At 42.2% G+C, this 22580-nt stretch carries 23 protein-coding genes and 1 tRNA gene; 15 read left to right on the forward strand and 9 right to left on the reverse strand.

What is annotated here, in order from left to right:
* Positions 1-5: 5 nt before the first annotated feature.
* A complete protein-coding gene (locus NLX82_RS18535) occupies positions 6-824 on the reverse strand; it encodes a MerR family transcriptional regulator (RefSeq protein WP_254348739.1) in 819 nt (272 codons plus the stop codon).
* A gap of 310 nt (positions 825-1134) precedes the next feature.
* Here NLX82_RS18535 and NLX82_RS18540 point away from each other — a divergent pair.
* Positions 1135-1195: transfer RNA gene (locus NLX82_RS18540), tRNA-Thr, on the forward strand.
* Positions 1196-1492: 297 nt separating this feature from the next.
* Here NLX82_RS18540 and NLX82_RS18545 read toward each other — a convergent pair.
* Complete coding sequence (locus NLX82_RS18545) at positions 1493-2011, reverse strand: DUF3231 family protein (RefSeq protein WP_023986755.1); 519 nt, start codon at positions 2009-2011, stop codon at positions 1493-1495.
* 292 nt (positions 2012-2303) lie between these two features.
* On the opposite strand from NLX82_RS18545, the gene NLX82_RS18550 reads away from it, so the two are divergent.
* From NLX82_RS18550 to NLX82_RS18560, 3 genes are all read left to right on the forward strand, one after another.
* Positions 2304-2954, forward strand: coding sequence for a glycosyltransferase (locus tag NLX82_RS18550; protein WP_209435649.1), 651 nt, complete (start codon positions 2304-2306; stop codon positions 2952-2954).
* 455 nt (positions 2955-3409) lie between these two features.
* Positions 3410-4291 (forward strand): glycosyltransferase family 2 protein, encoded by an 882-nt coding sequence (locus NLX82_RS18555; RefSeq protein WP_254348740.1) that lies wholly within the window; start codon positions 3410-3412, stop codon positions 4289-4291.
* Between the two features lie 146 nt (positions 4292-4437).
* Positions 4438-4545 carry a hypothetical protein gene (locus tag NLX82_RS18560; protein ID WP_023986758.1) on the forward strand — a complete coding sequence of 36 codons (108 nt, stop codon included), beginning with the start codon at positions 4438-4440 and terminating at the stop codon, positions 4543-4545.
* Positions 4546-4821: 276 nt separating this feature from the next.
* Here the strand turns inward: NLX82_RS18560 and NLX82_RS18565 are convergent, their stop codons facing one another.
* The 3 genes from NLX82_RS18565 to NLX82_RS18575 form a co-directional block, all read right to left on the reverse strand.
* On the reverse strand, positions 4822-5943 hold the full coding sequence (locus tag NLX82_RS18565) for an SPRY domain-containing protein (RefSeq protein ID WP_053324515.1): 1122 nt from the start codon (positions 5941-5943) through the stop codon (positions 4822-4824).
* Between the two features lie 184 nt (positions 5944-6127).
* Positions 6128-6769, reverse strand: coding sequence for a hypothetical protein (locus NLX82_RS18570; protein ID WP_076295425.1), 642 nt, complete (start codon positions 6767-6769; stop codon positions 6128-6130).
* Between the two features lie 278 nt (positions 6770-7047).
* Complete coding sequence (locus NLX82_RS18575; RefSeq protein WP_254348741.1) at positions 7048-7944, reverse strand: SPRY domain-containing protein; 897 nt, start codon at positions 7942-7944, stop codon at positions 7048-7050.
* A 522-nt stretch (positions 7945-8466) separates the two neighbouring features.
* Here NLX82_RS18575 and NLX82_RS18580 point away from each other — a divergent pair.
* Positions 8467-9282 carry a DUF2935 domain-containing protein gene (locus tag NLX82_RS18580; protein WP_023986765.1) on the forward strand — a complete coding sequence of 272 codons (816 nt, stop codon included), beginning with the start codon at positions 8467-8469 and terminating at the stop codon, positions 9280-9282.
* A gap of 133 nt (positions 9283-9415) precedes the next feature.
* Here the strand turns inward: NLX82_RS18580 and NLX82_RS18585 are convergent, their stop codons facing one another.
* The 3 genes from NLX82_RS18585 to NLX82_RS18595 all read right to left on the reverse strand — a co-directional run bounded on the left by NLX82_RS18585 (position 9416) and on the right by NLX82_RS18595 (position 11318).
* Positions 9416-10315, reverse strand: a complete 900-nt coding sequence (locus NLX82_RS18585; RefSeq protein WP_254348742.1) for an alpha/beta hydrolase family protein — start codon at positions 10313-10315, stop codon at positions 9416-9418.
* 77 nt (positions 10316-10392) lie between these two features.
* Positions 10393-10758: a cupin domain-containing protein gene (locus NLX82_RS18590; protein ID WP_028541171.1), complete on the reverse strand. Its 366-nt coding sequence runs from the start codon at positions 10756-10758 to the stop codon at positions 10393-10395.
* A gap of 17 nt (positions 10759-10775) precedes the next feature.
* Positions 10776-11318 carry a GNAT family N-acetyltransferase gene (locus tag NLX82_RS18595; RefSeq protein WP_023986768.1) on the reverse strand — a complete coding sequence of 181 codons (543 nt, stop codon included), beginning with the start codon at positions 11316-11318 and terminating at the stop codon, positions 10776-10778.
* A 160-nt stretch (positions 11319-11478) separates the two neighbouring features.
* Here NLX82_RS18595 and NLX82_RS18600 point away from each other — a divergent pair, with 160 nt between their 5' ends.
* From NLX82_RS18600 to NLX82_RS18610, 3 genes are all read left to right on the forward strand, one after another.
* The gene (locus NLX82_RS18600; RefSeq protein ID WP_254348743.1) at positions 11479-12333 is read left to right on the forward strand and encodes an aminoglycoside 6-adenylyltransferase; all 855 of its coding nucleotides are present in this window, start codon (positions 11479-11481) and stop codon (positions 12331-12333) included.
* The gene (locus tag NLX82_RS18605) at positions 12317-12910 is read left to right on the forward strand and encodes a dienelactone hydrolase family protein (protein WP_254348744.1); all 594 of its coding nucleotides are present in this window, start codon (positions 12317-12319) and stop codon (positions 12908-12910) included. Before NLX82_RS18600 ends, NLX82_RS18605 begins: the two co-directional genes overlap by 17 nt.
* A 109-nt stretch (positions 12911-13019) precedes the next feature.
* The gene (locus NLX82_RS18610) at positions 13020-14123 is read left to right on the forward strand and encodes a hypothetical protein (protein ID WP_254348779.1); all 1104 of its coding nucleotides are present in this window, start codon (positions 13020-13022) and stop codon (positions 14121-14123) included.
* Between the two features lie 23 nt (positions 14124-14146).
* Here the strand turns inward: NLX82_RS18610 and NLX82_RS18615 are convergent, their stop codons facing one another.
* Positions 14147-14836: an ArsR/SmtB family transcription factor gene (locus NLX82_RS18615; protein WP_023986772.1), complete on the reverse strand. Its 690-nt coding sequence runs from the start codon at positions 14834-14836 to the stop codon at positions 14147-14149.
* Positions 14837-14961: 125 nt separating this feature from the next.
* Here NLX82_RS18615 and NLX82_RS18620 point away from each other — a divergent pair, with 125 nt between their 5' ends.
* The 7 genes from NLX82_RS18620 (at position 14962) to NLX82_RS18645 (ending at position 22494) form a co-directional block, all read left to right on the forward strand.
* Positions 14962-15582, forward strand: coding sequence for a flavin reductase family protein (locus NLX82_RS18620; RefSeq protein ID WP_254348780.1), 621 nt, complete (start codon positions 14962-14964; stop codon positions 15580-15582).
* A gap of 152 nt (positions 15583-15734) precedes the next feature.
* A complete protein-coding gene (locus NLX82_RS18625) occupies positions 15735-17027 on the forward strand; it encodes a homocysteine synthase (protein ID WP_013308539.1) in 1293 nt (430 codons plus the stop codon).
* Between the two features lie 190 nt (positions 17028-17217).
* Entirely contained in the window at positions 17218-18870 is a 1653-nt protein-coding gene (locus tag NLX82_RS18630; protein ID WP_034094966.1) for a CoA-disulfide reductase, read from the forward strand.
* 137 nt (positions 18871-19007) lie between these two features.
* Positions 19008-19337, forward strand: a complete 330-nt coding sequence (locus tag NLX82_RS18635; RefSeq protein WP_023986776.1) for a hypothetical protein — start codon at positions 19008-19010, stop codon at positions 19335-19337.
* Positions 19338-19676: 339 nt separating this feature from the next.
* Complete coding sequence (locus NLX82_RS27605) at positions 19677-19799, forward strand: hypothetical protein (protein WP_023986778.1); 123 nt, start codon at positions 19677-19679, stop codon at positions 19797-19799.
* A gap of 99 nt (positions 19800-19898) precedes the next feature.
* Complete coding sequence (locus NLX82_RS18640; protein ID WP_023986779.1) at positions 19899-20207, forward strand: hypothetical protein; 309 nt, start codon at positions 19899-19901, stop codon at positions 20205-20207.
* 784 nt (positions 20208-20991) lie between these two features.
* Positions 20992-22494, forward strand: a complete 1503-nt coding sequence (locus NLX82_RS18645) for an HD-GYP domain-containing protein (RefSeq protein WP_023986780.1) — start codon at positions 20992-20994, stop codon at positions 22492-22494.
* Positions 22495-22580: the final 86 nt, after the last annotated feature.

Consider the following 22580-nt stretch of genomic DNA (forward strand, 5'->3'; position numbering starts at 1 on the left):
TTCAGTTATCTATTTATAATGGGAATTTGTATTTCTATGAATTGTGCATCTCGTTCTGGAGTTAACGGTAAATATAGTTCCCTACCTAATTCGTTTTCCTTGATCTGATAGTTATTTTTCTCAATCCATTTAGCTAAATGAACACAGGCCGCACCATCAAATTTTGAATTTGAATGAAAAGCCATTGTGGCCATCATCGGTTCAGGAGGGAGAGTCCGTAGCCGAAACGGTTCTGGAAATGATCGCAGTTCACAGGTTAAAAAATAACCGACTTCAAACTCAAACTCATCCTCTTTTCCGTCGATTTCTTTCCACAAAACAACCTGAGGACCTTGAATCAATTGACGAATTTCCGGTATTAATAACTGATCAAATTGACGTAACAAATCCGGAATGTCTTCTTCTTTCCCGCATGTTTTCTGATAAAAAAACGATTGAGCACCATCTGCCTTGACTCTGATTTCTTGACCCGTTTCGAATTGCCCCTCTTTTTCTATAAGCTGCATACGCTCCTCAATCCTGACGAGTTTGGCTTGTTCCGTATCGATGATATGCTGGATTTCACTTCTTTTCAGCTTAAACATGCCTTGAATATTCTCCAATGAAATATCTTCCTGAAGCAGCTGTTTAATTTGGGGCAATGTAAAACCCAATTCCTTATAGATTAAGATTCGGTTGAGCTCAAGAAGCTGATCTGCGGAATAGTAACGGTAGCCCGTATCGTAATCCACTTTTCTCGGCTTAAGTATGCCAATCTGGTCGTAATAACGCAGTGTTTTTAAGGAGACCTTGCTTAGCCTGGAAAATGCACTGATTTTGAACAAAATATCATCTCCAATCTATAACATAATGTGAGTATACAGTTTCCCGTGCAGGGGAAAGTCAAGGATGTGAATGCTTTTCCTTTTTATAGCTAAGATCGACTGCCATCTTTGTCACCACTCTATGGATTTTGTTGGTTCAAGCCTTAGTAATTGAGTTAATCTATCTATTGAAAAATACTTCCAAAAGATGCTTTTATTTATTCGAGAAATTTCTCTCATGCCGATTGTAGCACTAGCTATGGCCTAACTGTCCTTTAGCGAACAAAAGGATGCCACTTATCACGGCATCCTCTAGATATTCATTAATCTATCCTGAACTGTACCGGAACGCACTCGTAATGCGTAGGCCGGGGGTTCAATTCCCTTCACCAGCATTCAATGAAACTCAAGCACAGCATGGCTTCCAAGCTTTTTGGAGGACGTGCTTTTTTGTTGGAGGGAGCATTCTTCTCCCAATCAATTCATATTATAACTACAATTGCATGCGCCCTTAACTTTAGGATTGTTATCTCCTTATATCTTACAAAGGAGACATCTACTCAAAATATCAAACGGTGAAGTTAAGTAAATACTCTAAATAAGATTAAATCCCCGCAAACCTTAACTGGTCGGCGGGGATTTTTGTTAACAATCTAAGGAACGGTGTGTTGAAGAATCGTACAGGAAATTTAGGCTTTAACTGGTTCAGGTCTTTTTAATTGAAGAGGAGGAGGTATTAGCCAACCCTTTTCTTTGTTCATTTTTAGAATACGGACTCCCAAAGCAGTCTTAGTTAGATGATATTTCGCAAATAAAGCCCCGATGTCTTCTCTTATGGATTGACCCATAGCTTGGCTGCAAGATGTCAATCCCACAGAGGTATCTAATGCGATTTTAGCTGCAATTTCGGGATCAGTAAACCTTGCACCAACCGGGATATCCTCAAGTTTCACAGGGGGTCTTTCAGGCAAAATAGGAGCTGGGGCAATCCCATTATCAGTAAGCATTGCGTCGCATTCTTGGATTTCCAGTTTAGCTTGATCAATAAGATCATCCAGTATTTTTTTGAGTTCCTTGTCTCCTGCGTGGTTTAAACATGCTTGGTAAAATGAAACGCTGCCTTTCGCTAACGCTGACAACTGCCACACACTATAAATTTCTCCGTAATGCATGGGCTCGTCTTTTGGATTCCCGCTTAGGATACCCATTATAAAACCACTCCTTGTTTATTTTAATGATGTACAAATTTATGATTCCCAGTAGTAAAGAATTAATGTGTGTATATGAAATAAGTTCTATTGGGCATGCTAAATACGTATGTTGAAAAAAATAAAGATAATGGTTGTTGTTGCATTAATGATTTCATGTTTTGAAGCGTATATAAAGTCGCTCTGCTGGCTAATCACCGGCAGGCTTTTTTTGTGTTTTGAATTAAAAACGGATATTTGAACCATAATAAGACAGCCTGTTTTATTCCAAAAGTACAGAGGAGCAGATGAATTGAAAAACAAATGGCTGTTGGCATTGCCGTTAACCTTGGCGCTCGTTTTTAGCATGACTCCGTTAGTAGTCGCGCAAGCGAAGGTAGGGGAGGAGAAGGATTCTACTTGCCTAAGTTCCAAAATGGTGCAACTGAAAGGCGATATGCAGAAGGTATGGATCGACCATACGATATGGACGAGGAACTATATTGTCAGCGCCATATCTAATCTTCAAGATCAGAAGGACGTATTGGACCGGCTTTTACGGAACCAGCAAGATATAGGCAATGTGATCAAGCCTTATTATGGGGAAGCCGCTGGTAATAAGCTGGCTGATCTTCTGAGGGAGCATATTCTAATCGCAGGGAAAATTGTAGCGGCTGCTAAAGCGGGTAATCAGGCGGATGTGAAAAAGCTAGAGGCGGATTGGCGTACAAACGCCGATGATATCGCCAAATTTTTAAGTGCAGCGAATCCGAACTGGCAGTTTAAAACACTACAAGATATGCTGTATACGCACCTTCAGTTGATTACGGAATTAGTTCTTGACTATATCAAAGGAGATTGGAAAGCGGGTATTGCATCAACCGACAAAAACGAGATCCATATGATTCATTTAGCGGACATCCTGACAGAAGGCATTGTCAAACAGTTCCCTGGAAAATTTTAAGTGAGCACTATAGCTGCAAAGCAGATTAGCTTTCTATAATCACCCCAAAGGGTGGTATAGAAAGCTTTTTTATCGGTTTAATGAATCGTTAATACAACTATGAATGCAGTCGGTATGTCGAACCGAAATACGTTCTCCCACAAGCTCAGTTCTATTGATTCTATTACGAAGCACTCGTAATGCGTAGGCCGGAGGTAAGGTGGTTAATGAATGAAAAATTTACAATAATCCTATTTTATTTCAATAATCTTTTTAAAGGAGGAAATTATATTGTCAGTTCTACAAGTTCTTTTTATTAGGACCTTTTTTACCAAGAAGCCGCCTCGAAACGTATTCCAATACATATACTTAGAACATGAATATATGAAGAACTAGTTTTCGAGAAAAATAGGGAAGTTGCTTTTATGTAAAATAATATTTTCTTAATTTAAAATGTAGAATGGAGGGAACTTCTTGTGCCACGAGCTTCAGTTATACTGCCAGTTTATAATACTGTGGCTTTTGTTTGGGAAGCAATCCACAGTATTTTAGTTCAAACCTATTCCGATTTTGAATTAATTATTATTGATGATGGCTCAACAGATGGATCTGCTTTTCTTATTTCACAGATAACAGATCCTAGAGTGGTTAAAATCTTTCATAGTACCAATCAAGGTTTGGTCGCTACTTTAAACGAGGGATTCAATAGGGCAACTGGTGAATATATCGTTCGTATGGATAGCGATGATATTTCTACGCCAGATCGATTGGATGTGCAAATATCATTTATGGATCAAAATCCCTTAATTGATGTATGCGGTGCTGCTTTTACTACTTCTAGTGGAGGAGTACTTAAGGTGAATCCGGCCAGTCATGAAGAAATTAAAACATGGTTGTTATTTCATTGCTGTATCTGCCATCCTGTCACAATAATACGCAATAGCATGATACATCGGCTAAACGTTCAATATGATAGTAATTATCCTCATGCCGAAGACTACGAAATGTGGAACCGATTAGCTTCACAGGTACAAATAGCGAACCTCCCCATAAACTTATTGTATTATCGTCAACACAAAGGACAAGTGTCCAATCAACACAAAGCAATACAAGACGCCACTGCTCGGAGAATTCGACAAAGACAGTTTAGCCAGTTGGGTTTGGAATTATCAGATGAAGAGAATCAGATTATGCTGGATATTCTTGAGTTTAAAATTAATCCCTATGATTATCATTGCTACACTAAAGCTGTAGGATTTGCGAATTGGGTGTTGGATCAAAACTGTAAGTATCAGATTTACAATCAGGAACTATTAAGCATGGCTTTTTCACGGTGTATATCCCATCTCCCATATTAACAAAGATATCAGCAAGCGATTGGAAAGTATCCTAATATTCCGCGGGCATACGTAAATGGGGTGTTTTATGTTTACCTGAATGCCCGGTCATAAAACATATTTACACATATATTAAAATGACGACAAAATAAAGGAGGGCTAAAGCTATGAGCGGATGTGCAGGTGCAGCTGTTTGCGGTGTGTGGACTTCTACAGCGGCCATTTTGGTGCTCTATATCCTCTTGGTTATCATCCTTAAATCATGTTGGGTTTAATTTTGTGAAAAGAATTGTATGATAATGACCCATCAATCAAATTCAACGACTTCTTTCTTTCATAATCTACCCGAAATTAGATTAGATAAAAAGCTCTGCTAACCTTATGGGTCGGCAGAGCTTTTTTCTTTTGAACAATTTCCTAATCACTTTAAATATATCAAACATGCTGCGATTGTACACCTTATTGTAAGCAACCTTGCGTGGGTTTCTGATCCACTTAAGCCGCGAGGCATCTTGAGTCCTGCACAGTGGACAGTCTACCTCTCTTGTTGTTTATTTCGTTGAATACTCGCTTACTTCAAATGTAAGGATTTTATTGAATATTACGTAGTCCTTACGGTTACTGAATGGACCTTTGTTATTATTATGCTTATCAATGGCAAAGAAAGAAGCACCTCTACCGGCATCTTTAGCATCATACCAAGCGACAAAGGCATTCAGTTCTTTTTTACTCAGATCGAATTCCTTATCCAATCCATTGTCCATCGTTACAATCAAGATGGCACGGTCACCACTAGGTTGTTCTGGTTCGGTTGGATCAGACGGATCGGGCGTGGATTTCTTTACAATAGCATTTGCTTCATTGGATACAACTTGATCCATGGAGATATTCGCAGAAACTACGTAATAATAGGTAGTGTTTTCTTCAACTTTATTATCAGTATAAGAAGTACCAGAAATATCTGAGGCAATTTCTTCATACGGACCCCCAGGGGCTAGTGCTCTTTCAATTTTATAAGTAGTGACTCCTGTTATTTCATTCCACTGCAATTGGATATTTTCTTCATTCCCTGTTGCATTAAGAGTTAATGAATTTTCAGGTTGTTGGTAGGGGAGGAACCCTTCGGGAATACTGTGCGTGAATGGAGTCGCACCAAAATTTGTGTCAAACGAAAAGCTGCCAGCTGAACCACCTGTGATCGAAGGAGTCACAATCTCTCCTGGAAGATCGCTTGGTTTAAAGGTACTTGTATAAACGAATACACCATTCTTATACCAGCTTATCTTGTCATCATCCATATTCAAAGCCACACCAATAACGTCCTTTAATGTGTAGGTCTTTCCAGAAGAAACGATCCCCGGAAAAGTGTTTCCGTTTGCAGCATAATACATCCAGTTCTGAAGAGCTCCTGCACCTGGTCCATTGTATTGCTTACCTTCACCGACGATACCAATGCCAGTTGTGGTACTTGCTTGAGCTGTTACTGTGACTTCCCAATACCATTTTCCTTTGGTTTTTCCCACACTTGCTTTAGTTCCACTTGAATCTACGGTGGCCGAAACAGACTGGCTCTTTTCCCACACTACGTTTTTTGTAGCAGCGTATGTCGAGGAACTAAAACATATTAGAGTAATAAATCCCAGTAGCAATAATGACGAAATAACTCGTTTCAAAATAATCTCTCCTTATTTATGTATTATTTATGCGAGTTTAGCAGTTTCAATATGTATCGTCTAAACATTTTAATGTATATATTAAATAATAAGTAAAATAATAACTTTTTAACAATGAAACGTAACAGTTTAATTCTGTTTTTGCTTAAAAGAAAAAGCCCCGAAGGGCTTACATGATTAACATTTATTGATTTTCTTTCGCGAGAAAGGAAGCTGCTAACAGTGTAGTATTCGTATAGCCACCTGAAACATTTTCATATGAAAAATTAGCGATAGGAACTCCAATAACTGTAGCAACGTCTCCTTCAAAAATTTCTCCACTTGCTCCCGGATAAACTGCCATTACTGTATTATCATTTTCATCACTAATATAAACGATAGCCGTTGTCCCTATAGGAATGTTATCTTCTTCTATATCTATTACATCCCCGCTTATTTTTACAAATTTGTTTAAGTATAAGTTCAAATTTTTATTTAAGTGTTTTGTTGTTACGGATTTGTCTACTAGATTAATGACTTTGCTTTTATCTGTGGAAGGAAATAAGTCACTGTTTTTAGCAATGAAGTCATAAGAGGTTTGTTCCATAGAAGCTTGATCTTCTGTTAACACGGGTGTTCCATCTTTCAAGAATTCAGCAAATAAATATTGTTTATCTGTGACCTCATTTGTAGATGCTTGCTGAGCAGTATTTTCATTGCTTACTGTTTGTTCAGTAGCAAAGGATGTACTTGAAGACTCAGACCTTGTCGTTGTTTCTTTAAAATTGCTTCCACAAGCTGTTAGAGCTACAGAAAGTAGAGCAATGAATAAAACTTTTTTTAACATGACGAATTCTCCTGTGAGTGTCCTCATCGGTTGAGGTAGTTGCTCATTTTATCTTGTTACCTTTATTATCGAATATTAGTGTTGAATACATAAGCAAAGCACAGCTTCCAGACTTTTTGGAAACCGTGCTTTTTTGTTGAAATAAAACGATTTGCAAACCTTTAGTCTAGAAAAAATGTATCATCCAGTATTGCAATGTAGGCGTGATTTCGAGATTAGGGTAACGGTAAAAAAGGACTTCATTGGCATATTAGCCGATATGAAGTCCTTCATCATGTTTATTTCGTTGAATATTCGCTTACTTCAAATGTAAGAATTTTGTTGAAGATTACGTAGTCTTTGCGATTGCTGAATGGACCTTTGTTGTTATTGTGCTTGTCAATGGCAAAGAAAGAAGCACCTCTACCAGCATCTTTAGCGTCATACCAAGCGATGAAGGCATTCAGCTCTTTTTTACTCAGATCGAATCCTTTATCAAATCCATTGTCCATCGTTACAGTCAGAATAGCACGGTCACCAGCTGGTTGGGACCCATCTGTATCCGACGGATCCGGTGTAGTAGACGGGTCTGGTGTTGTAGATGTACCCGATTCTTGATAAGGCAAAAATCCTTCAGGAATAGGATATTTAAAATCACTTGCTCCAAAATTAGCAGTATATACAACAGAACCATTTAATTGATCGTTTCTTATGTAGGGATATACAGTATCGCCTAATAAAGAAGGAGTGTACTTAGAAATACCTTGTGAAACTCCATTTTTGTAAAAGGTTATTGTGTTATTACTTAGATCTAAAGCGACCGAAATGACATCATTTACTGTATAAACGGCCCCGTAATTATAATTTCCTGTGCCAAAAGATTGGCTCGTAGGACCATGACTGTCTCCATGAGAACCAGTGTACCTGATTTGTTTTTTCTTGTCTGAATTTGCGACTCCAATATCGCCGCTTCCTTTATTAAGGGTTACTTCCCAATACCATTTCCCTGAGCTTTTACCTACATTAGTAATATCGGTTTGATTCCATTCAGGAATTGTTTTTGTTAAAGATCCATCTGACCAGGTCACATTTGTAGTCTCAGCTTTTGTAACGGTAGGGAACAACGAGAACACCGAAGCTCCAATGAGAAGGGCTAACACTATTGTTCCTAGTTTTTTGAATATAATATTGTTCATGACTTCCTCCTAAATATATGTAATAACAAGTGAATTATAGAACTAGATTGGGAGAATTGTCCAAATATTAAATGATATATATTCAAATATGAGTATTATTATGGAATTTAATTTTCTTAAGGGAACGTAGGTCGTCGAAAGTATAAAGGCACTAGTCATTAGATTGGAGGTTTCGAAGAAACATCCGATTAAGCTTGGCATTTGAGGATTATGGGGGAGTAGTAGAGGAGGTTAAGCCAGAATCAGTTAAGATAGCGGATAAAATTTTTATGCGAGACCAGCTTGAATTTCGAATACACCTAGTATCAGGAGAGCGCCCGGAATGATTAATAACTCCGACGGTCAATAGCTAGTACAGAGAAATATTTCACGTACATAAATAAGGTAACAGAGTTACGAGTCTCAATAGCTCAACTTCGGAATTAGATTAGTATGAGGCGTAGGATTCGATATTCATAATGACAAGGCATATTCCATATGACTAAGTAAGTGCTTTTTTGCTCACATAGAGGAGGGATATGATTGGATGCATTCGTTTCACGCTCATTAGATGAAATACGATTTTGGTCCAGGATCATGAAGGAGCATTCCTTTTTTCTGGGGTTAGGTTTTCGAGCGGAAGATACTCAACTTAAAACAGAAGCCAATCAGTTTTACACTATTTTTGAGGATATCGAGAAAAGGTCGCATGAATTTAATATCGAGACAGATCCTTATACAATCAAAGAGTTTAATACGGAGGTTCAGAATGCGGCGACGAATATTTGGGCATTTAAGAGAATGGTATTGGGCCTTATATTACAATGCAAGCTTCCTGGACAAACCAATTTTCCTTTATTGGTAGATCACATAAGCCGGGAAGCCAATTATTTCAGAAATCGTTTAGGGGAGCTCAATTCAGGAAAGCTCGAACCATTACCCGATGCAATTATTGATGAAAATGTATTTTTCTTAAAAATTATGGCCGATCATGCAAAATTTATAGGCCATTTACTTGATCCATCCGAACGTAAACTGGTTGAACAAGCTAGGGAGTTTAGTAATGATTTTGATATGCTGATGTTTCAAGCGATTGACCTAAGTCATATGCGGCCACAGTCACAAACCGTTCCACTCCTGAGTCAATTTGTTGATGAGAACCGTATCTCTGTGAAGTCTTTGCGTGATTTTAAGAAAACAGCGCGTGATTTAATCGACGAGTGCCGAATAAAAAGCATTATCCATCCTTTATTAGCCGATCATGTATTTCGTGAAGCGGAGAGGTTCCTTTTTATTCTCGATATGTTTGATCAATCCTTATCAGGTGTTAAGGTAAATAAGAAAGAAATTATGCACTGAGAGAGCCCTGCAGAAAGAATACAGTTTCTGTAAAATATCCAGTGGAAATAAAGCTTTAGACTGAACAAAAATCAAACAGCGGTGGACCAAGACTTGAAAAATAAAGTCTTAGACAGCCGCTGTTGTCATCCAACTAACGTGTATGAGTACATAGAAAATCCAATATGTCAGCATTAAGCATCCGATGGAAATGTTCGCGATCAAAGCCGGGAGGGTCTTGCGATGGGAGAAAGGCCGGAGTCCTCATCGATTCCGGGAAAGGACTCAGAAAGGAGAAATGCCCGGCGTTTTTTACTGTTTTGTATTGTACCTTCTTAGGATCTGGCACGCCATCCAATATTAAACGAGCGTGTAAAGAAGGAGTGTACTGATCCTTCTCTGCATCCATCATTAAGATAGGTAGATTAACTGCACGCAAGCTACCTTCAGCTCGAAACCAGACCGACGCTGGCGATAGTAAAACGAGACATTTTACTCGGTAATTTGGTGTAACCTCTATAAGCTGGGGCTTTCCGTCCGAGGTCTCGTGAGGCAAAGAAGTCGGCACGCCACCCGCCGCCGCTAATGCCGTGTAACCGCCCATGGAATGTCCGATGAGAGACACAGCATTCTGTATTAATTTGTCCTTGAACAGCATACTATCGAAAAACCAGTCGGTGACCATATTAAGGTGTCTAGGTCTATAGGTAAGATTCTGTGCTGTTCCTTCCAAACTATTGTCATTTCGATTGTTAAATGGATGCTCTGGAATGCCGACAATAAAACCATTGCGTGCTAAATGCTGCGCCAAAATCCGATACACAAGCGGCGTACTGCCAGTACCGTGAGAGATGATAACCAAAGGGAATCTTCCTTCTGATAGATCTGCCTCTCTCGCCAACTCTAACTGGTATGGACCCAATCGCTCTATTTGTTCGGGTTCGTCCGCTGGATACATTACCATCATGGGAAATGTAATGCCTAGGGAGGAATCCTTTATTTCTACTTCTCGCCATCCTGCATAACTATTCTTAAATTCTGCGTTTCTTATCATCCACCATACCTTTCCTTTCTCGAATTAGCACAAAATACGTATGTTTATTCTGTATTAAAGCTCGTCATTATTGCATTTTAAATCCAAATATCATTGACTGCCGTTAATTCTGACTCTGCTCCTCCAGTATTTACTACACCTCTCGGCTCTACTAGCATGATATGGCACTCCTGATGTGCGAATGGCTTGTGTTCGACCCCCTTAGGTACAATAAACATTTCTCCCTGAGAAACCTGTACCCGTCCATCTCTAAAATCAATGAACATCTCGCCCTCAAGTACAATAAAGACCTCGTCGGTATCTTGATGATCGTGCCATACAAAATCCCCAACTATTTTCACCAATTTAAATTGATAGTCATTCATTTCACCAATAACTTTCGGAGACCAATGATCACTAAACTTAGATAACTTTTCATGTAGTTTGATTGATTGATACTTCATAATACCCTCCTTTTAAACTAGATATCCTCAGACGGATTTATAATCGCCAGTACCTGGTGATCCTCCCACTTTCCGTTGATCTTTACGTTACTTCGAGAGATGCCTTCTTTGTGAAAGCCAGCCTTCTCAAGCACACGGATGGATCCTGGATTCCGAGGAGAGGCTTCCCCGAAGATTCGGTGAAACTTTAGCTCATCGAAAGCATAGCGAACCACCTGCTTGACCGCCTCCGTCGTATAGCCCTTGCCGTTATATGCTTGGTCTAGGCTGTATCCGATCATACAGCTTTGAAGCGGTCCTCTCACCACAAAAGATAAATTTATGCTGCCTATAATCCGGTCGTTCTCCTTGTGACATACCACGAAGGAATATTTCCGGTCCTCCATCATGTCGGCCTTGCTCTTAATAATCGTCTGGAGCTGGTGCTCCTCCGTATAGTACTTCTCTTGGGTGTTTGGCGAAAACTCCTCAAAGAATTCCCGATTGCGCTTGTACATTGCTGTCAATTCTGCGGCGTCCGTCTCCTCAGAGAACCGGATGTATACTCGCTGCTCCGACATCTGCACCATCCTTCCAAACTGTAATATTGAAAGAATTATATCACAGGCTGAAGATTGGGAAATTGATTTGATGAATGGTGTATATCAATGTTAACTAAAAAATATATACCGTAATTATTGGATTAGATATAATGTTTTCTAAAAAAGGAGGATATATCGTATGAATAATGCTTACGAAGTGCTTGAGGAGCGTATATCCGAATGGGGAATCTCTAATGAAGAAATTATTGCGGTTTATATCGTTGGGTCCCGGGCAAGAGAGGACAAACCTTTTGATGAGTTTTCTGACTTGGATGTAGTCGTCTTTTCAACGAATCCAGATTACTATCTTCAAAATGATCAATGGTTACTAAACATTGGCAAGGTTTGGACCAGCTTTATGTTTCGAACGGCAAAAGGAGATCCAGAAAAACTAGTTCTCTTTGACCAAGGGGCTGAGGTTGATTTTCTATTCCGTCATACATCCGATCTGGATCATATAATCAAAAATGGGCGTATTCCTGAAGGGTTTCAGCGGGGGGTTAGGATGCTGTTCGATAAGATGGGAAATGGAAACCAAATCATCCCTCAAACCACTACGATCCCGGTTACTCCTCCGATATCTGAAGATGCTTATCTACAGGTTGTTAATATGTATTGCTTCGCCTCTCTATATGTAGCTAAACAAATTTTGCGCAATGATCTGTGGGTAGCTAAGCAAAGAGATACGGACTGTAAACAATTATTGCTGCAAATGATAGAGTGGCATGCAAAAGCTGTACATGGATCGGAATATGATACTTGGCATGCAGGGAAATTCATAAATGAATGGGCTGATCAAGATGTGTTTGCTGATTTGAAAAAATCTTTTGGGGAATACGACCCCAATCATAGTTGGGAAGCACTGATCGTATCCTTGGAGTTGTTCAAACGGTTATCCTCGGAAGTAGCAGCTAAGTATAAATACGCGCATCCGAATGAATTATTTTCCCATATTCAAGCCTGGTTAGGGGGACAATATGATAAGCATAGATAAAAAGTCGGACACCCTAATTGTTGTGCTGCATGAGATTTATGGGATTAACCAGCATATACAAAATTTTTGCAGCCTATTATCGGATCAGGGTTATGACGTCATTTGTCCAAATTTACTAGGCAAGGAAACACCTTATGACTATTCGCAAGAGGAAACTGCCTACACCAATTTTATGGATAATATAGGATTTGACCGCGCTTTCTATCATATCGAAAGTTTATTATTAAGTATTCGAGCTCGCTATAAAAAGGTATTTATCGTCGGATTTAGCATAGGGGCAACGATTGCCTGGCTGTGTAGTAAAGAAAGGTACGTTGATGGAATCGTAGGATACTATGGCTCTCGTATTCGAAATTATTTAGAAATAGCTCCACATTGTCCAACATTGCTTTTTTTCCCACAGGAAGAATCATCATTTAATGTGGATGAGCTCATTTCAATTTTAGACAACCGTAATATCCAGGTACATAAATTCAGTGGACAGCACGGATTCAGTGACCCGTACTCTCCCCGATATAACGTACACTCAGCTCAGCAATCATTTAAAGAAATGGTAGAGTTCTTCAAGGAAGGTTGATCAATGAACAGTTCATCTAGCCCACACCTTTTTCATTGTTCTGGGGAAACGCACAGTCAGGATGTGCGGATTAGTCATATGTATATACATCATTGACTATGAAAAGGGGATGTATGTGGCTTTGGCTACCTTTTATCAAGCCTTCAAATTGAAAAGTCGGATTTGGCGAACGATGCTAAAGCGGAACGGAGTAACAGGGATTGGCGTAGGTTATGCTGATCCCAATAGACCGGCAAAGGGCGCGGCGATTGTGTTATATACCTTGAGAAATCTTTCGGCTGTGACGCAAACCAAATTGCAAGCAGTAACAAAAGATATAAGTCGAGCTTCTGCGGTACCTATCCGAATTTTAGGTGTGGGTTCCTTCAAAAGGGAAGCGGCGGCTCCTACCCAAACGAACCCTCGCCAAAGATGGCGCCCTGTGCCCGGTGCGGTCAGTGTAGGAACGACGGTTCCCACCACTGCGGGAGGGACCGGTGGGCTCATTGTCATTAAGAATAATACACTGTTTATTTTGAGTAATGCCCATGTTCTAGTCCCGACGAATACAAACCAATTTCACAATACCATTCAGCCTTCTCCGGCAGATGGGGGCAGAACGGCGGATCAGATCGGGAGAGCTTTTCAATTTGTCCCGCTTACTACGACAGGGGTTAACTTTCAGGACTCCGCCATCGCTATTGCCAATTCAAACAGTCTGCTTAACCCAAGGTATCTGATTAACCAAAGTGGTGGCCTCATTACCGTACCCGGGCACTTATTAAGCTACCGTCTGGGAATGACGTTTAAAAGAATGGCAAAAACCAACGGCTTCGCCAGAGGGGTCGTGGAGGCGATTGGCGTGGAACAAAGGGTGAGAGGCGATTCGGGAATTAAGATTTTCCGTGATCAAACCGTCATTCGTTTTACCCAGGGACGAACTGGGCCTGGAGATTCGGGTTCCGTATGGCTGAATGACAGTAACGATCGGTTGAATAACTATGCGGCCGCGGTCCATTTTGCCGGATCTACCGACGGAACGCGTTCCGTATCTTTCCCGATTGAACGTGCGATGAGAACGTACGGAACCTTGGTCGCCGTCCCGGCTGGAGCTGGAAGATATAAAGCAGGTGTGACAAAAGGAAAGGCTCCAAAAAACAATTATGCCTATGTCCGTCCGATGACGAGAAAACAACTGGCCTTGTCTCCAATCATAAAATCCGACGCGGATTAAGAAATGATTAGAACTATGATGATCTAGTCGACCTCTATCGAAAATATCTCTTTAAAACCTCTTTTACCATCGGCTGTAACACGTATCGCTCGGGTTGTAGGCAGACGCTCGATCCAATTTAATTCGAATAATCTGTCCAGAACAGCATTTCCTAAAGCACCTGCAAGGTGATGGCGTCGTTCACTCCAATCCAGGCATTTATGTGAGAAGGAGCGGCGCTTGTGTCTTGTTTGTGTAAGGTCAATCTGAAAGTCAGTGAAGAAAGTCTCTCCTTGTTCCGTGATATGAAGCCCGTCCTGATCTTCGGAAAGAATCCCCTTTTGAATGAAAAAACTCATGAGCTGCACGCCTAATTGACCCGCAACATGATCGTAGCAAGTTCTTGCCAACCGTAGGGCCTCGTTTTCGGAGGCATGTTTGAATGAATGAATGGGAACAGGTGGAGCTATGGATAAAAGTGACTCCATCACCTGGGCAACTTCGGGGTCTTGAATGCCAAAGTAACGGTGCCGCCCCTGTTTTTCCACAGTAACGACTTGTGCCTCGGTCATTTTAGCCAGATGGAAGCTGGCCGTTTGCGGTTTGATGCCTGCCATATGGGCCAATTCACTTGCCGTGTGGAACCTGCCGTCTAATAAAGCGGTGAGTATAGCTGCACGGGAAGGCTCGCTAACAAGAGAAGCAATCATGGCTACATTTGATTTGGTGCTCATGGCACGGTTATCCCCCTTTGTAATCCATACTTCGATGAAGGTTGAAATATTTATATTTTACAATAGAGAGGCGGATCTGAATAGAAGGAGAAAAGATAATGAATCACATAAATCACATAAATCACATGGATGAGATGAATCATAGCCCAGACGTTAAAACGATTAATCCTAGCATTTTATATTACGGAACCCCTGTGATTTTACTCAATACGCTGAATGAGGATGGAACAACCAATATTAGCCCCATTTCCTCCTCGTGGGCATTAGGAGATTGTGTGGTACTAGGCATTGGAACAGGTGGCAAAGCATTAGAAAATATGGAGCGGCATTCCGAATGTGTAATCAACGTCCCGGGGCCTTCAATGTGGGAAAATGTAGAACGTTTAGCCCCTTATACAGGCAAGAATCCTGTTCCAGCGGAAAAGAAGGAACATGGATTTATGTACCATAAAGATAAGTATGAGATCAGCGGACTAACTTCGATTGAGTCGAATAGGGTCAAGCCCGCCCGAATCAGGGAGTGCCCTATTCAAATTGAAGCTAAGGTGAAGGATGTGAGAATCCCTAACCATTCTTCTTATTTTGCGATCGTCGAAACTCAAGCCATACAGGTGCATGTTCATCAGGATATCATCCTCGGTGAGAACCATATTGATCCGACAAAGTGGAGCCCACTCATCTATAATTTCCGTCATTATTTTGGCCTGGGTGAGCATTTGGGCAAAACCTTCCGATCTGAAACCTGATATTTCAATAAAATTATAATATCCTACCTGAATAATGAGAATTATCTTCCCAAATCGTTCTTTTTGTGCGAGAATGATTGAAAAATCATCCATGAGTACGCATACAGGAAGAGACGATTCATACAGCACGTATAACAAGGGAGGAAATAACCATGTCAGAAGAACGCAAGCTGTCATTCGAAACTCTCGCTGTCCATGCCGGACAACAAATTGATCCTACTACCTTTGCCCGCGCCGTTCCATTGTATCAAACCACTTCATATGGATTTCGGGATGCGGAGCATGCGGCTGATTTGTTCTCGCTGAAAGAATTCGGCAACATTTATACGCGTCTGATGAATCCGACCACGGATGTGTTCGAGCAACGGATCGCCGCGTTGGAAGGCGGGGCTGGCGCGTTGGCAACGGCTTCGGGAGCGGCGGCGATTTCCTTCTCCATCCTGAACATTGCGGGAGCTGGGGATGAAATTGTGTCGGCCTCCAGTCTGTATGGCGGTACATATAATCTATTTTCTACAACACTGCCGAAATTGGGCATTAAAGTACATTTTGTCGATTCGGATGATCCAGAGAACTTCCGTAATGCCATTACGGATAAGACGAAGGCATTATTTGCCGAAACGATTGGCAACCCACAGGGCAATGTGCTGGATGTGGAAGCTGTAGCGGCGATTGCGCACGAATATGGTATTCCGCTGATTGTGGATAACACGTTCCCAAGTCCTTACTTGTTGCGTCCTATTGAATACGGAGCGGACATTGTCGTGCATTCTGCAACGAAGTTTATTGGCGGACACGGTACGTCTATTGGTGGGGTGATCGTGGACAGCGGCAAGTTTGACTGGAAAGCGAGTGGTCGTTTCCCAGGACTGACTGAGCCGGACCCGAGCTACCACGGAGTTGTTTACACCGAGGCGGTGGGACCTATCGCATATATTATCAAGGCACGGGTCCAATTGCTGCGGGACTTGGGAGCTGCCATTTCTCCGTTTAATTCATGGCTGCTGCTTCAGGGCTTGGAGACACTTCATCTGCGGTTGGAAAGACATAGTCAAAATGCCTTGAAGGTAGCGCAATATCTCGAAGGCCACAAGGATGTGGAGTGGGTCAGCTACACCGGGTTGCCGAGCCATCCGTCCTATGAATTAGCTCAAAAGTATTTGCCGAAAGGACAAGGAGCAATCCTGACCTTTGGTATTAAAGGTGGAAGCCAGGCGGGAAGCAAGCTAATTGCGAATGTAAAGCTATTTTCTCATTTGGCGAATGTAGGTGATTCCAAGTCTTTGATTATTCACCCGGCAAGCACAACGCACCAGCAGTTGAATGTGGAAGAACAGGTTGCTGCAGGAGTCAAACCAGAGCTGTTACGCCTATCTGTCGGGACAGAAGCGATAGACGATATATTGTACGATCTGGAGCAGGCGATCGCGGCCAGCCAGCAGTAGTAGCAGTAGACCCTTCTTAGACTAGGTGTGACAGAGCATTCGTGTAGCATTCGCAAGTGATTTTTCGACCCAGATCAGTATTCGTTCAATTTTATCAGGCGGGGGGCAACCTCCGTCTTTTTTTGCGTATTGACAACATACCCCCATAGGTATATATTATACCCCGTAGGGTATATGAGGAGGGGAAGAAATGGGTAGGAAAATAGTTATTATTGGCGGGGTAGCAGGTGGAGCTTCTGCTGCTGCGAGATTGCGTAGATGGAATGAGGAAGACGAGATTATTTTGTTTGAACGCGGAGAGCATGTTTCTTTTGCAAACTGTGGCCTTCCCTACTATATTGGCGGGGCAATCCATGCGCGGGAGAAGCTGTTTCTCCAGACACCTCAAGGGATAAGAGACCGTTTTAATATAGATGTACGGGTACTGAAAGAAGTGATACAAATAGACCGTGAGCAGAAGCTCGTCCATTTCCGCGATATGATTACAGGGGAAACAGATGAGCAACCGTACGATATTGTGGTATTGTCGCCGGGAGCCAAACCGATGATACCGGACATTCCTGGATTACATGAAGCTATGAATTTATTTACATTAAGAAACATTCATGACACGGACGTTATTAAGGCATATGTAGATGAAAGGCATCCAAAGCATGTCACGGTGATCGGGGCCGGATTTATTGGGCTGGAGATGGCCGAGAATTTGCGGGAGCGTGGACTTGCAGTAACCATTATTGATATGGGACAACAATTATTGAATCCGCTGGACCCTGAAATGGCCAAATGGGTAGAACAGCATATGAGGCTGAACGGGGTGGAGGTGCGTTTAGAGGAAGGAGTCACAGCTTTTGAAGAGCAGGGTACACAACTTCGATTGACCTCCGGGGGTGTGCTTCAGACGGACATGGTTATTCTGGCGATCGGTGTTGTTCCTGAAAATGAGTTGGCCAAGCAAAGCGGATTGGAACTTGGTTTTCGCGGCGCTATTCAGGTGAACGCCCAACTGCAAACCAGCGATCCGGCCATTTATGCGGTGGGGGATGCCATTCAGGTCAAAGACCGCAATCATGGGTTTGCAACGATGGTATCGCTAGCCTGGGGAGCCAATCGTCAGGGGCGTTTGGTAGCGGATCATATTAACGGTCAAGCAATTTCTTATGATGGGGCGCTTGGAACATCCGTAATTAAGACCTTTGCATTGACTTCAGCTTCTACAGGTAATAATGAAAAAACATTACAGCGGCTGGGCGTTCCTTATCAGGCTGTTCATATTCATCCTGGTTCACATGCCGGCTATTACCCTGGCGCATCACCCATTGCTATGAAGCTGCTCTTTAATCCCGAAAACGGGATGATCTATGGGGCGCAGGCTGTTGGAGCTGATGGAGCAGACAAAAGGATTGATGTCATTGCGACGGCTATTCGTGGCCATTTGAACGTCCGTGAACTGGCTGATATTGAACTTGCTTATGCACCTCCTTATTCTTCAGCAAAAGACCCTGTGAATATGGCGGGTTACGTGGCTTCGAATATCATGGATGGGCTGGTCCAAACGATACAGTGGCATGAAGTTGATGATTTTCACCGCAATGGTGGTCTTATTATTGATGTTAGGGATGCGGTGGAGCTACAGGCAGGGGCCATTCCAGGTTCGATTCATATTCCTCTGGCCGAAATTAGAGAGCGGATGGCAGAAATCCCTAGTGATCTAGAGATCGCGGTATCCTGCCAAGTCGGTCTGCGAGGCTATATTGCTGCCCGAATTTTGACTCAATACGGTTATCGGGTGAGGAACGTTGATGGTGGCTATAAGACGTATTCGGTTATGGCTGAACGTGAGTGAACATTTCCTTTCATGTCTTTGGTGTAGGATCGCTACTGTACATTATTTACGTTATCCGCAGGGTTTACCCCTTTTCTGATCAAATTATGGCTTGGTTCACTGTGTGACGTCTGTTACAATAGAAGAGGCATATACGAATGGATAGAAAAGAGGTTGAGCAGGTGGGCACTTCAGTGATTTGGGAAGCAGTTATATATTGGGTGATCTTGGTGATTTCCGCTCTGTGCGTGATCGCAGTATCTGGTACTCGGAAGACAGCAAGCACGATTATTTTAGCGCCCGTTGTTTTGTTCTGTACCATATTTATGATGCAGGGATCAGTGTTTACTGCCATGAATCACCCGACGATGGGGTCTAATGTCGGTTTGGGTATGGCATTTCTGACAACATGGGTGGTCAGCGGAATATTGTTTGCTGTAGCGCTTGTAATTGCTTTTATTAAATATAACAAGAAGAACAAGGCGTAATTTAGCCTTAACCTCAGATGAATAAAGGCTTTCGGTGATGTGCCGAAAGCCCTTTTTGTATTCCTTTTTAACCATGCAGGATGTCTCCGCTTATCTGCGTCTTCTCATAAGCAACACAACGATCAGCACGACGATGATTACGATCAATAGGAATTTCATATTCGATAACCTCCTTGGTCTGTCTCATATTTGGTATTAACCACTTTTAGTTAGTATGCACCGATGGATCTCAAGCAAGTATCTATTGTCGAGTTTTTGGGGAAATTTAGAATGTGGGACTAAAAAGAGGTTTACAGGCTTAGCTGGAAAGTGTATACATAAAGTAAGGAGGCGATTGCCATGAGTGATCGTGCATTTCATTTGTTCTATATTATTTTCTTAACGGTTCTGGCACTTGGAAGTGTGGGTGGAATCGCTTGGTGGCTGCGCTCTGTCGGTCGTCAGGAGAAGGAAAAAAACTAAATTCAACATGGGCATACAAGCCCGAATGCATCTTCCAGTAGGAGGGTGCATTTTTATATGTTATAATGGGAACATATGTTCTTTGTAGGGGGGAAGACGATGTTGCCAGATTTGGAACGAAAGCTGCTACGTATTTTGTATAATTATTTCGCCCAGCATCGCCACATGCCCACAATGGCGGAATTGACCGTAAAAACGGGCAAGCGAGATGCTGAAATTACAGTCGCCTTGCGACATATGGAACAGGAGCGCTACATCACTTGGGAAAACAATTCGGGTACCCAGCATGTTGTTTTACTGGAAGGGTGGGAGCGTCCCTCGACCCAAAGGCGCACCCAAGCGGAAACAAGACGTTCCACTACGCAAACGATGCCGCCCGATGGTACAGAATACTGGACGAATTATTAGAAGGTATATAAAACTGGAAAATTAATGAGTTTTTAAGGTGCATATCATTTAGTTTTAAGAAAGCGAGACTATAATGACCCTATTAACCCCTTTTTGATCAAGCTATAGGCCCTGCCGATGTATCGGCAGGGCCACTTTTTTGTTCATAGATACGCTTATGTATATGAAAAATCCCCCGGGGATCATCCGGAGGATGGTGCAGTTTGCATATACTGCACGGCCTGCTCAAACTTCATCGTTTGATGGCAAAATATATATTCAACCCCTGCTACCTTGCATTATATGGTCAGCATGTTCATAAGGGGCAGTGTGATTCCACTGTTCATTTTCCAAACGACAAAAGCCCTACCTCTCTTTCGTCCTTGCGGCTCCGATGACCGCGCCAGTGTGAATGTGAAAATCTTCGGCAAAAGCTCAAAATTCTACATTAGGGTTATACATAAAATTAGGAGAAGCTCCATACGGTGATTAGGAGTAATAGCTTGTTGCGTGGAATCTTATGGGGTTAATACATACTCCAATAGTATAGCAAGAATGATTATAAAACACAAGTCATTTTTGGCTTTTTGATTATAGACTGGAAAAAATGTTGGCTAAAATGCTCTTCCCTCGAGAGTTTCTTAGTTAAGAATAAGATGATTTCCCATCTATAAATTGCAGATTAAAAGCCATCCTCGTATTTATGTAAAATGCTCGAGCAAGAAGGTAAACTTTTGATGGTTGGACTCCGATATTGAATACACAAGATATTTTAGAGTGTACGGATGAAAAGAGGGGTAGCAATTTGCCGACCTATAAGCGCTTTATTCAGCATGTTATCCTGAACTATATTATAGGTTCGTTTATCGCTGTATTGTTGGTAGGTATGATTTTTGTATTTTCCACGTTAAATGTAGCCCACTATGAAATTCTGGGTCTTGTTAAAATTATTGCATTTTCCAGCGTCATTATGATTGCTTGTGAAACCATAGTGTTTCGAATGCATTTGAGACCGGTTCATCGTTTTTTTTACGGCAATCAGGAAACACTCAAGGATGTAGAAGCGGTGTATATCCGGGTTCATCATCTGCCTAATTTGTCAGTTTTACGTATTGTTGGACCGCATTTGTTGGGTTTCTCTATCCCGGCAGCCGTCATTGCCTTATGGATGATACATACTGGACAACTTACCTTTCCCTTGTATTATGTAGGAATCGCCTGTATAGGAGCTTGTCTGGTTGCTTCGATGCACGCACTGGTTGAATTTTTCCTGACAATGAGAGCAATCAAGCCGCTGCTGGAGGAAATCCGTGATCGAACCTATCAGCAATATGGATTAAACCTGTCCCTGCGAGGACGAGTCCTACTATCGCTTCGGCATAAATTTCAGTTAAGCGCGACGCTCATTGGTGCTTTTCCTCTGTTTTTATTTTGTCTAGCTACACAGATTCGCCTGGAACGTTTGGAGGCGACGGATTCGAGTTCCTATTGGGCATGGGCGGGTACGATTTTAATTTTTGGTGTAGCCTTTGCTTATCTGGGAGGAAGGTTGTTGACCCGTGAGATCGAACAGCCGATCCACCACCTGCTGGAAAAAATGAATGCAGTGAGGGAAGGCCGCCTGAACAGTAATGCCAGCGACTTGTACTCCGACGAATTTGCCGAGTTGGTTGAAGGCTTTAACATGATGATCGAGGGCCTGAAGGAACGGGAAGAAAAGAACGGTCAGCTATTGGACAGTTACTTCGCCACCTTGGCGGCAGCGCTGGATGCGCGAGATGCCTATACCGCAGGACATTCTTTGCGTGTGGCTGAATACTCCGTACTCATTGGGCGCAAGGGAGGTTTGAATGAGACAGACCTCGACTTGCTGCGCAAAACAGCTTTGCTGCATGATATCGGTAAAATCGGCGTGGCTGACGCTGTTCTGCTCAAGGACGGTAAGCTGACGGACGAGGAGTTTGATCAGATTAAAATGCACCCGGTTATGGGAGAGAGTATTCTCCGGCAAGTTGAACCAGCTTATGCTATGGCTCCTTATTTGCCCGGCGTGCGATCGCACCATGAACGTTATGATGGCAAGGGATACCCTGACCAGCTCGCTGGGGAAGATATCCCCTTATTTGGGCGAATCATTGCTGTAGCGGATGCTTATGATGCGATGACGTCTGATCGTCCCTATCGGCAAGGTATGAAGGAAGAGAAGGCGGTTATGATATTGGAAGAGGGAAAGGGAACCCAATGGGACCCTTATTTTGCCGAATTATTTGTCAAGGAGTGGCGCCGGAACAAAGGCATCACAAGCTGACTCTGTATATATCAGCACAACAGGGCGAGCCATTGAGGTTCGCTTTTTTTATATCAGGATTTTGCAAAATTCGATTCCAGTCGCTC

This window comes from Paenibacillus sp. A3M_27_13, assembly GCF_024213315.1.
Classification (GTDB): domain Bacteria; phylum Bacillota; class Bacilli; order Paenibacillales; family Paenibacillaceae; genus Paenibacillus; species Paenibacillus polymyxa_B.

Excerpts from the sequence above, each read along its gene's own strand:
- NLX82_RS18545 (WP_023986755.1), bottom strand. The coding sequence starts at position 2,011 with ATGGGTATCCTAAGCGGGAATCCAAAAGACGAGCCCATGCATTACGGA.
- NLX82_RS18560 (WP_023986758.1), top strand. The coding sequence starts at position 4,438 with ATGAGCGGATGTGCAGGTGCAGCTGTTTGCGGTGTGTGGACTTCTACA.
- NLX82_RS18570 (WP_076295425.1), bottom strand. The coding sequence starts at position 6,769 with ATGTTAAAAAAAGTTTTATTCATTGCTCTACTTTCTGTAGCTCTAACA.
- NLX82_RS18575 (WP_254348741.1), bottom strand. The coding sequence starts at position 7,944 with ATGAACAATATTATATTCAAAAAACTAGGAACAATAGTGTTAGCCCTT.
- NLX82_RS18585 (WP_254348742.1), bottom strand. The coding sequence starts at position 10,315 with ATGATAAGAAACGCAGAATTTAAGAATAGTTATGCAGGATGGCGAGAA.
- NLX82_RS18590 (WP_028541171.1), bottom strand. The coding sequence starts at position 10,758 with ATGAAGTATCAATCAATCAAACTACATGAAAAGTTATCTAAGTTTAGT.
- NLX82_RS18595 (WP_023986768.1), bottom strand. The coding sequence starts at position 11,318 with ATGTCGGAGCAGCGAGTATACATCCGGTTCTCTGAGGAGACGGACGCC.
- NLX82_RS18600 (WP_254348743.1), top strand. The coding sequence starts at position 11,479 with ATGAATAATGCTTACGAAGTGCTTGAGGAGCGTATATCCGAATGGGGA.
- NLX82_RS18605 (WP_254348744.1), top strand. The coding sequence starts at position 12,317 with ATGATAAGCATAGATAAAAAGTCGGACACCCTAATTGTTGTGCTGCAT.
- NLX82_RS18610 (WP_254348779.1), top strand. The coding sequence starts at position 13,020 with ATGTATGTGGCTTTGGCTACCTTTTATCAAGCCTTCAAATTGAAAAGT.
- NLX82_RS18615 (WP_023986772.1), bottom strand. The coding sequence starts at position 14,836 with ATGAGCACCAAATCAAATGTAGCCATGATTGCTTCTCTTGTTAGCGAG.
- NLX82_RS18620 (WP_254348780.1), top strand. The coding sequence starts at position 14,962 with ATGGATGAGATGAATCATAGCCCAGACGTTAAAACGATTAATCCTAGC.
- NLX82_RS18625 (WP_013308539.1), top strand. The coding sequence starts at position 15,735 with ATGTCAGAAGAACGCAAGCTGTCATTCGAAACTCTCGCTGTCCATGCC.
- NLX82_RS18630 (WP_034094966.1), top strand. The coding sequence starts at position 17,218 with ATGGGTAGGAAAATAGTTATTATTGGCGGGGTAGCAGGTGGAGCTTCT.
- NLX82_RS18635 (WP_023986776.1), top strand. The coding sequence starts at position 19,008 with ATGGATAGAAAAGAGGTTGAGCAGGTGGGCACTTCAGTGATTTGGGAA.
- NLX82_RS27605 (WP_023986778.1), top strand. The coding sequence starts at position 19,677 with ATGAGTGATCGTGCATTTCATTTGTTCTATATTATTTTCTTAACGGTT.
- NLX82_RS18640 (WP_023986779.1), top strand. The coding sequence starts at position 19,899 with ATGTTGCCAGATTTGGAACGAAAGCTGCTACGTATTTTGTATAATTAT.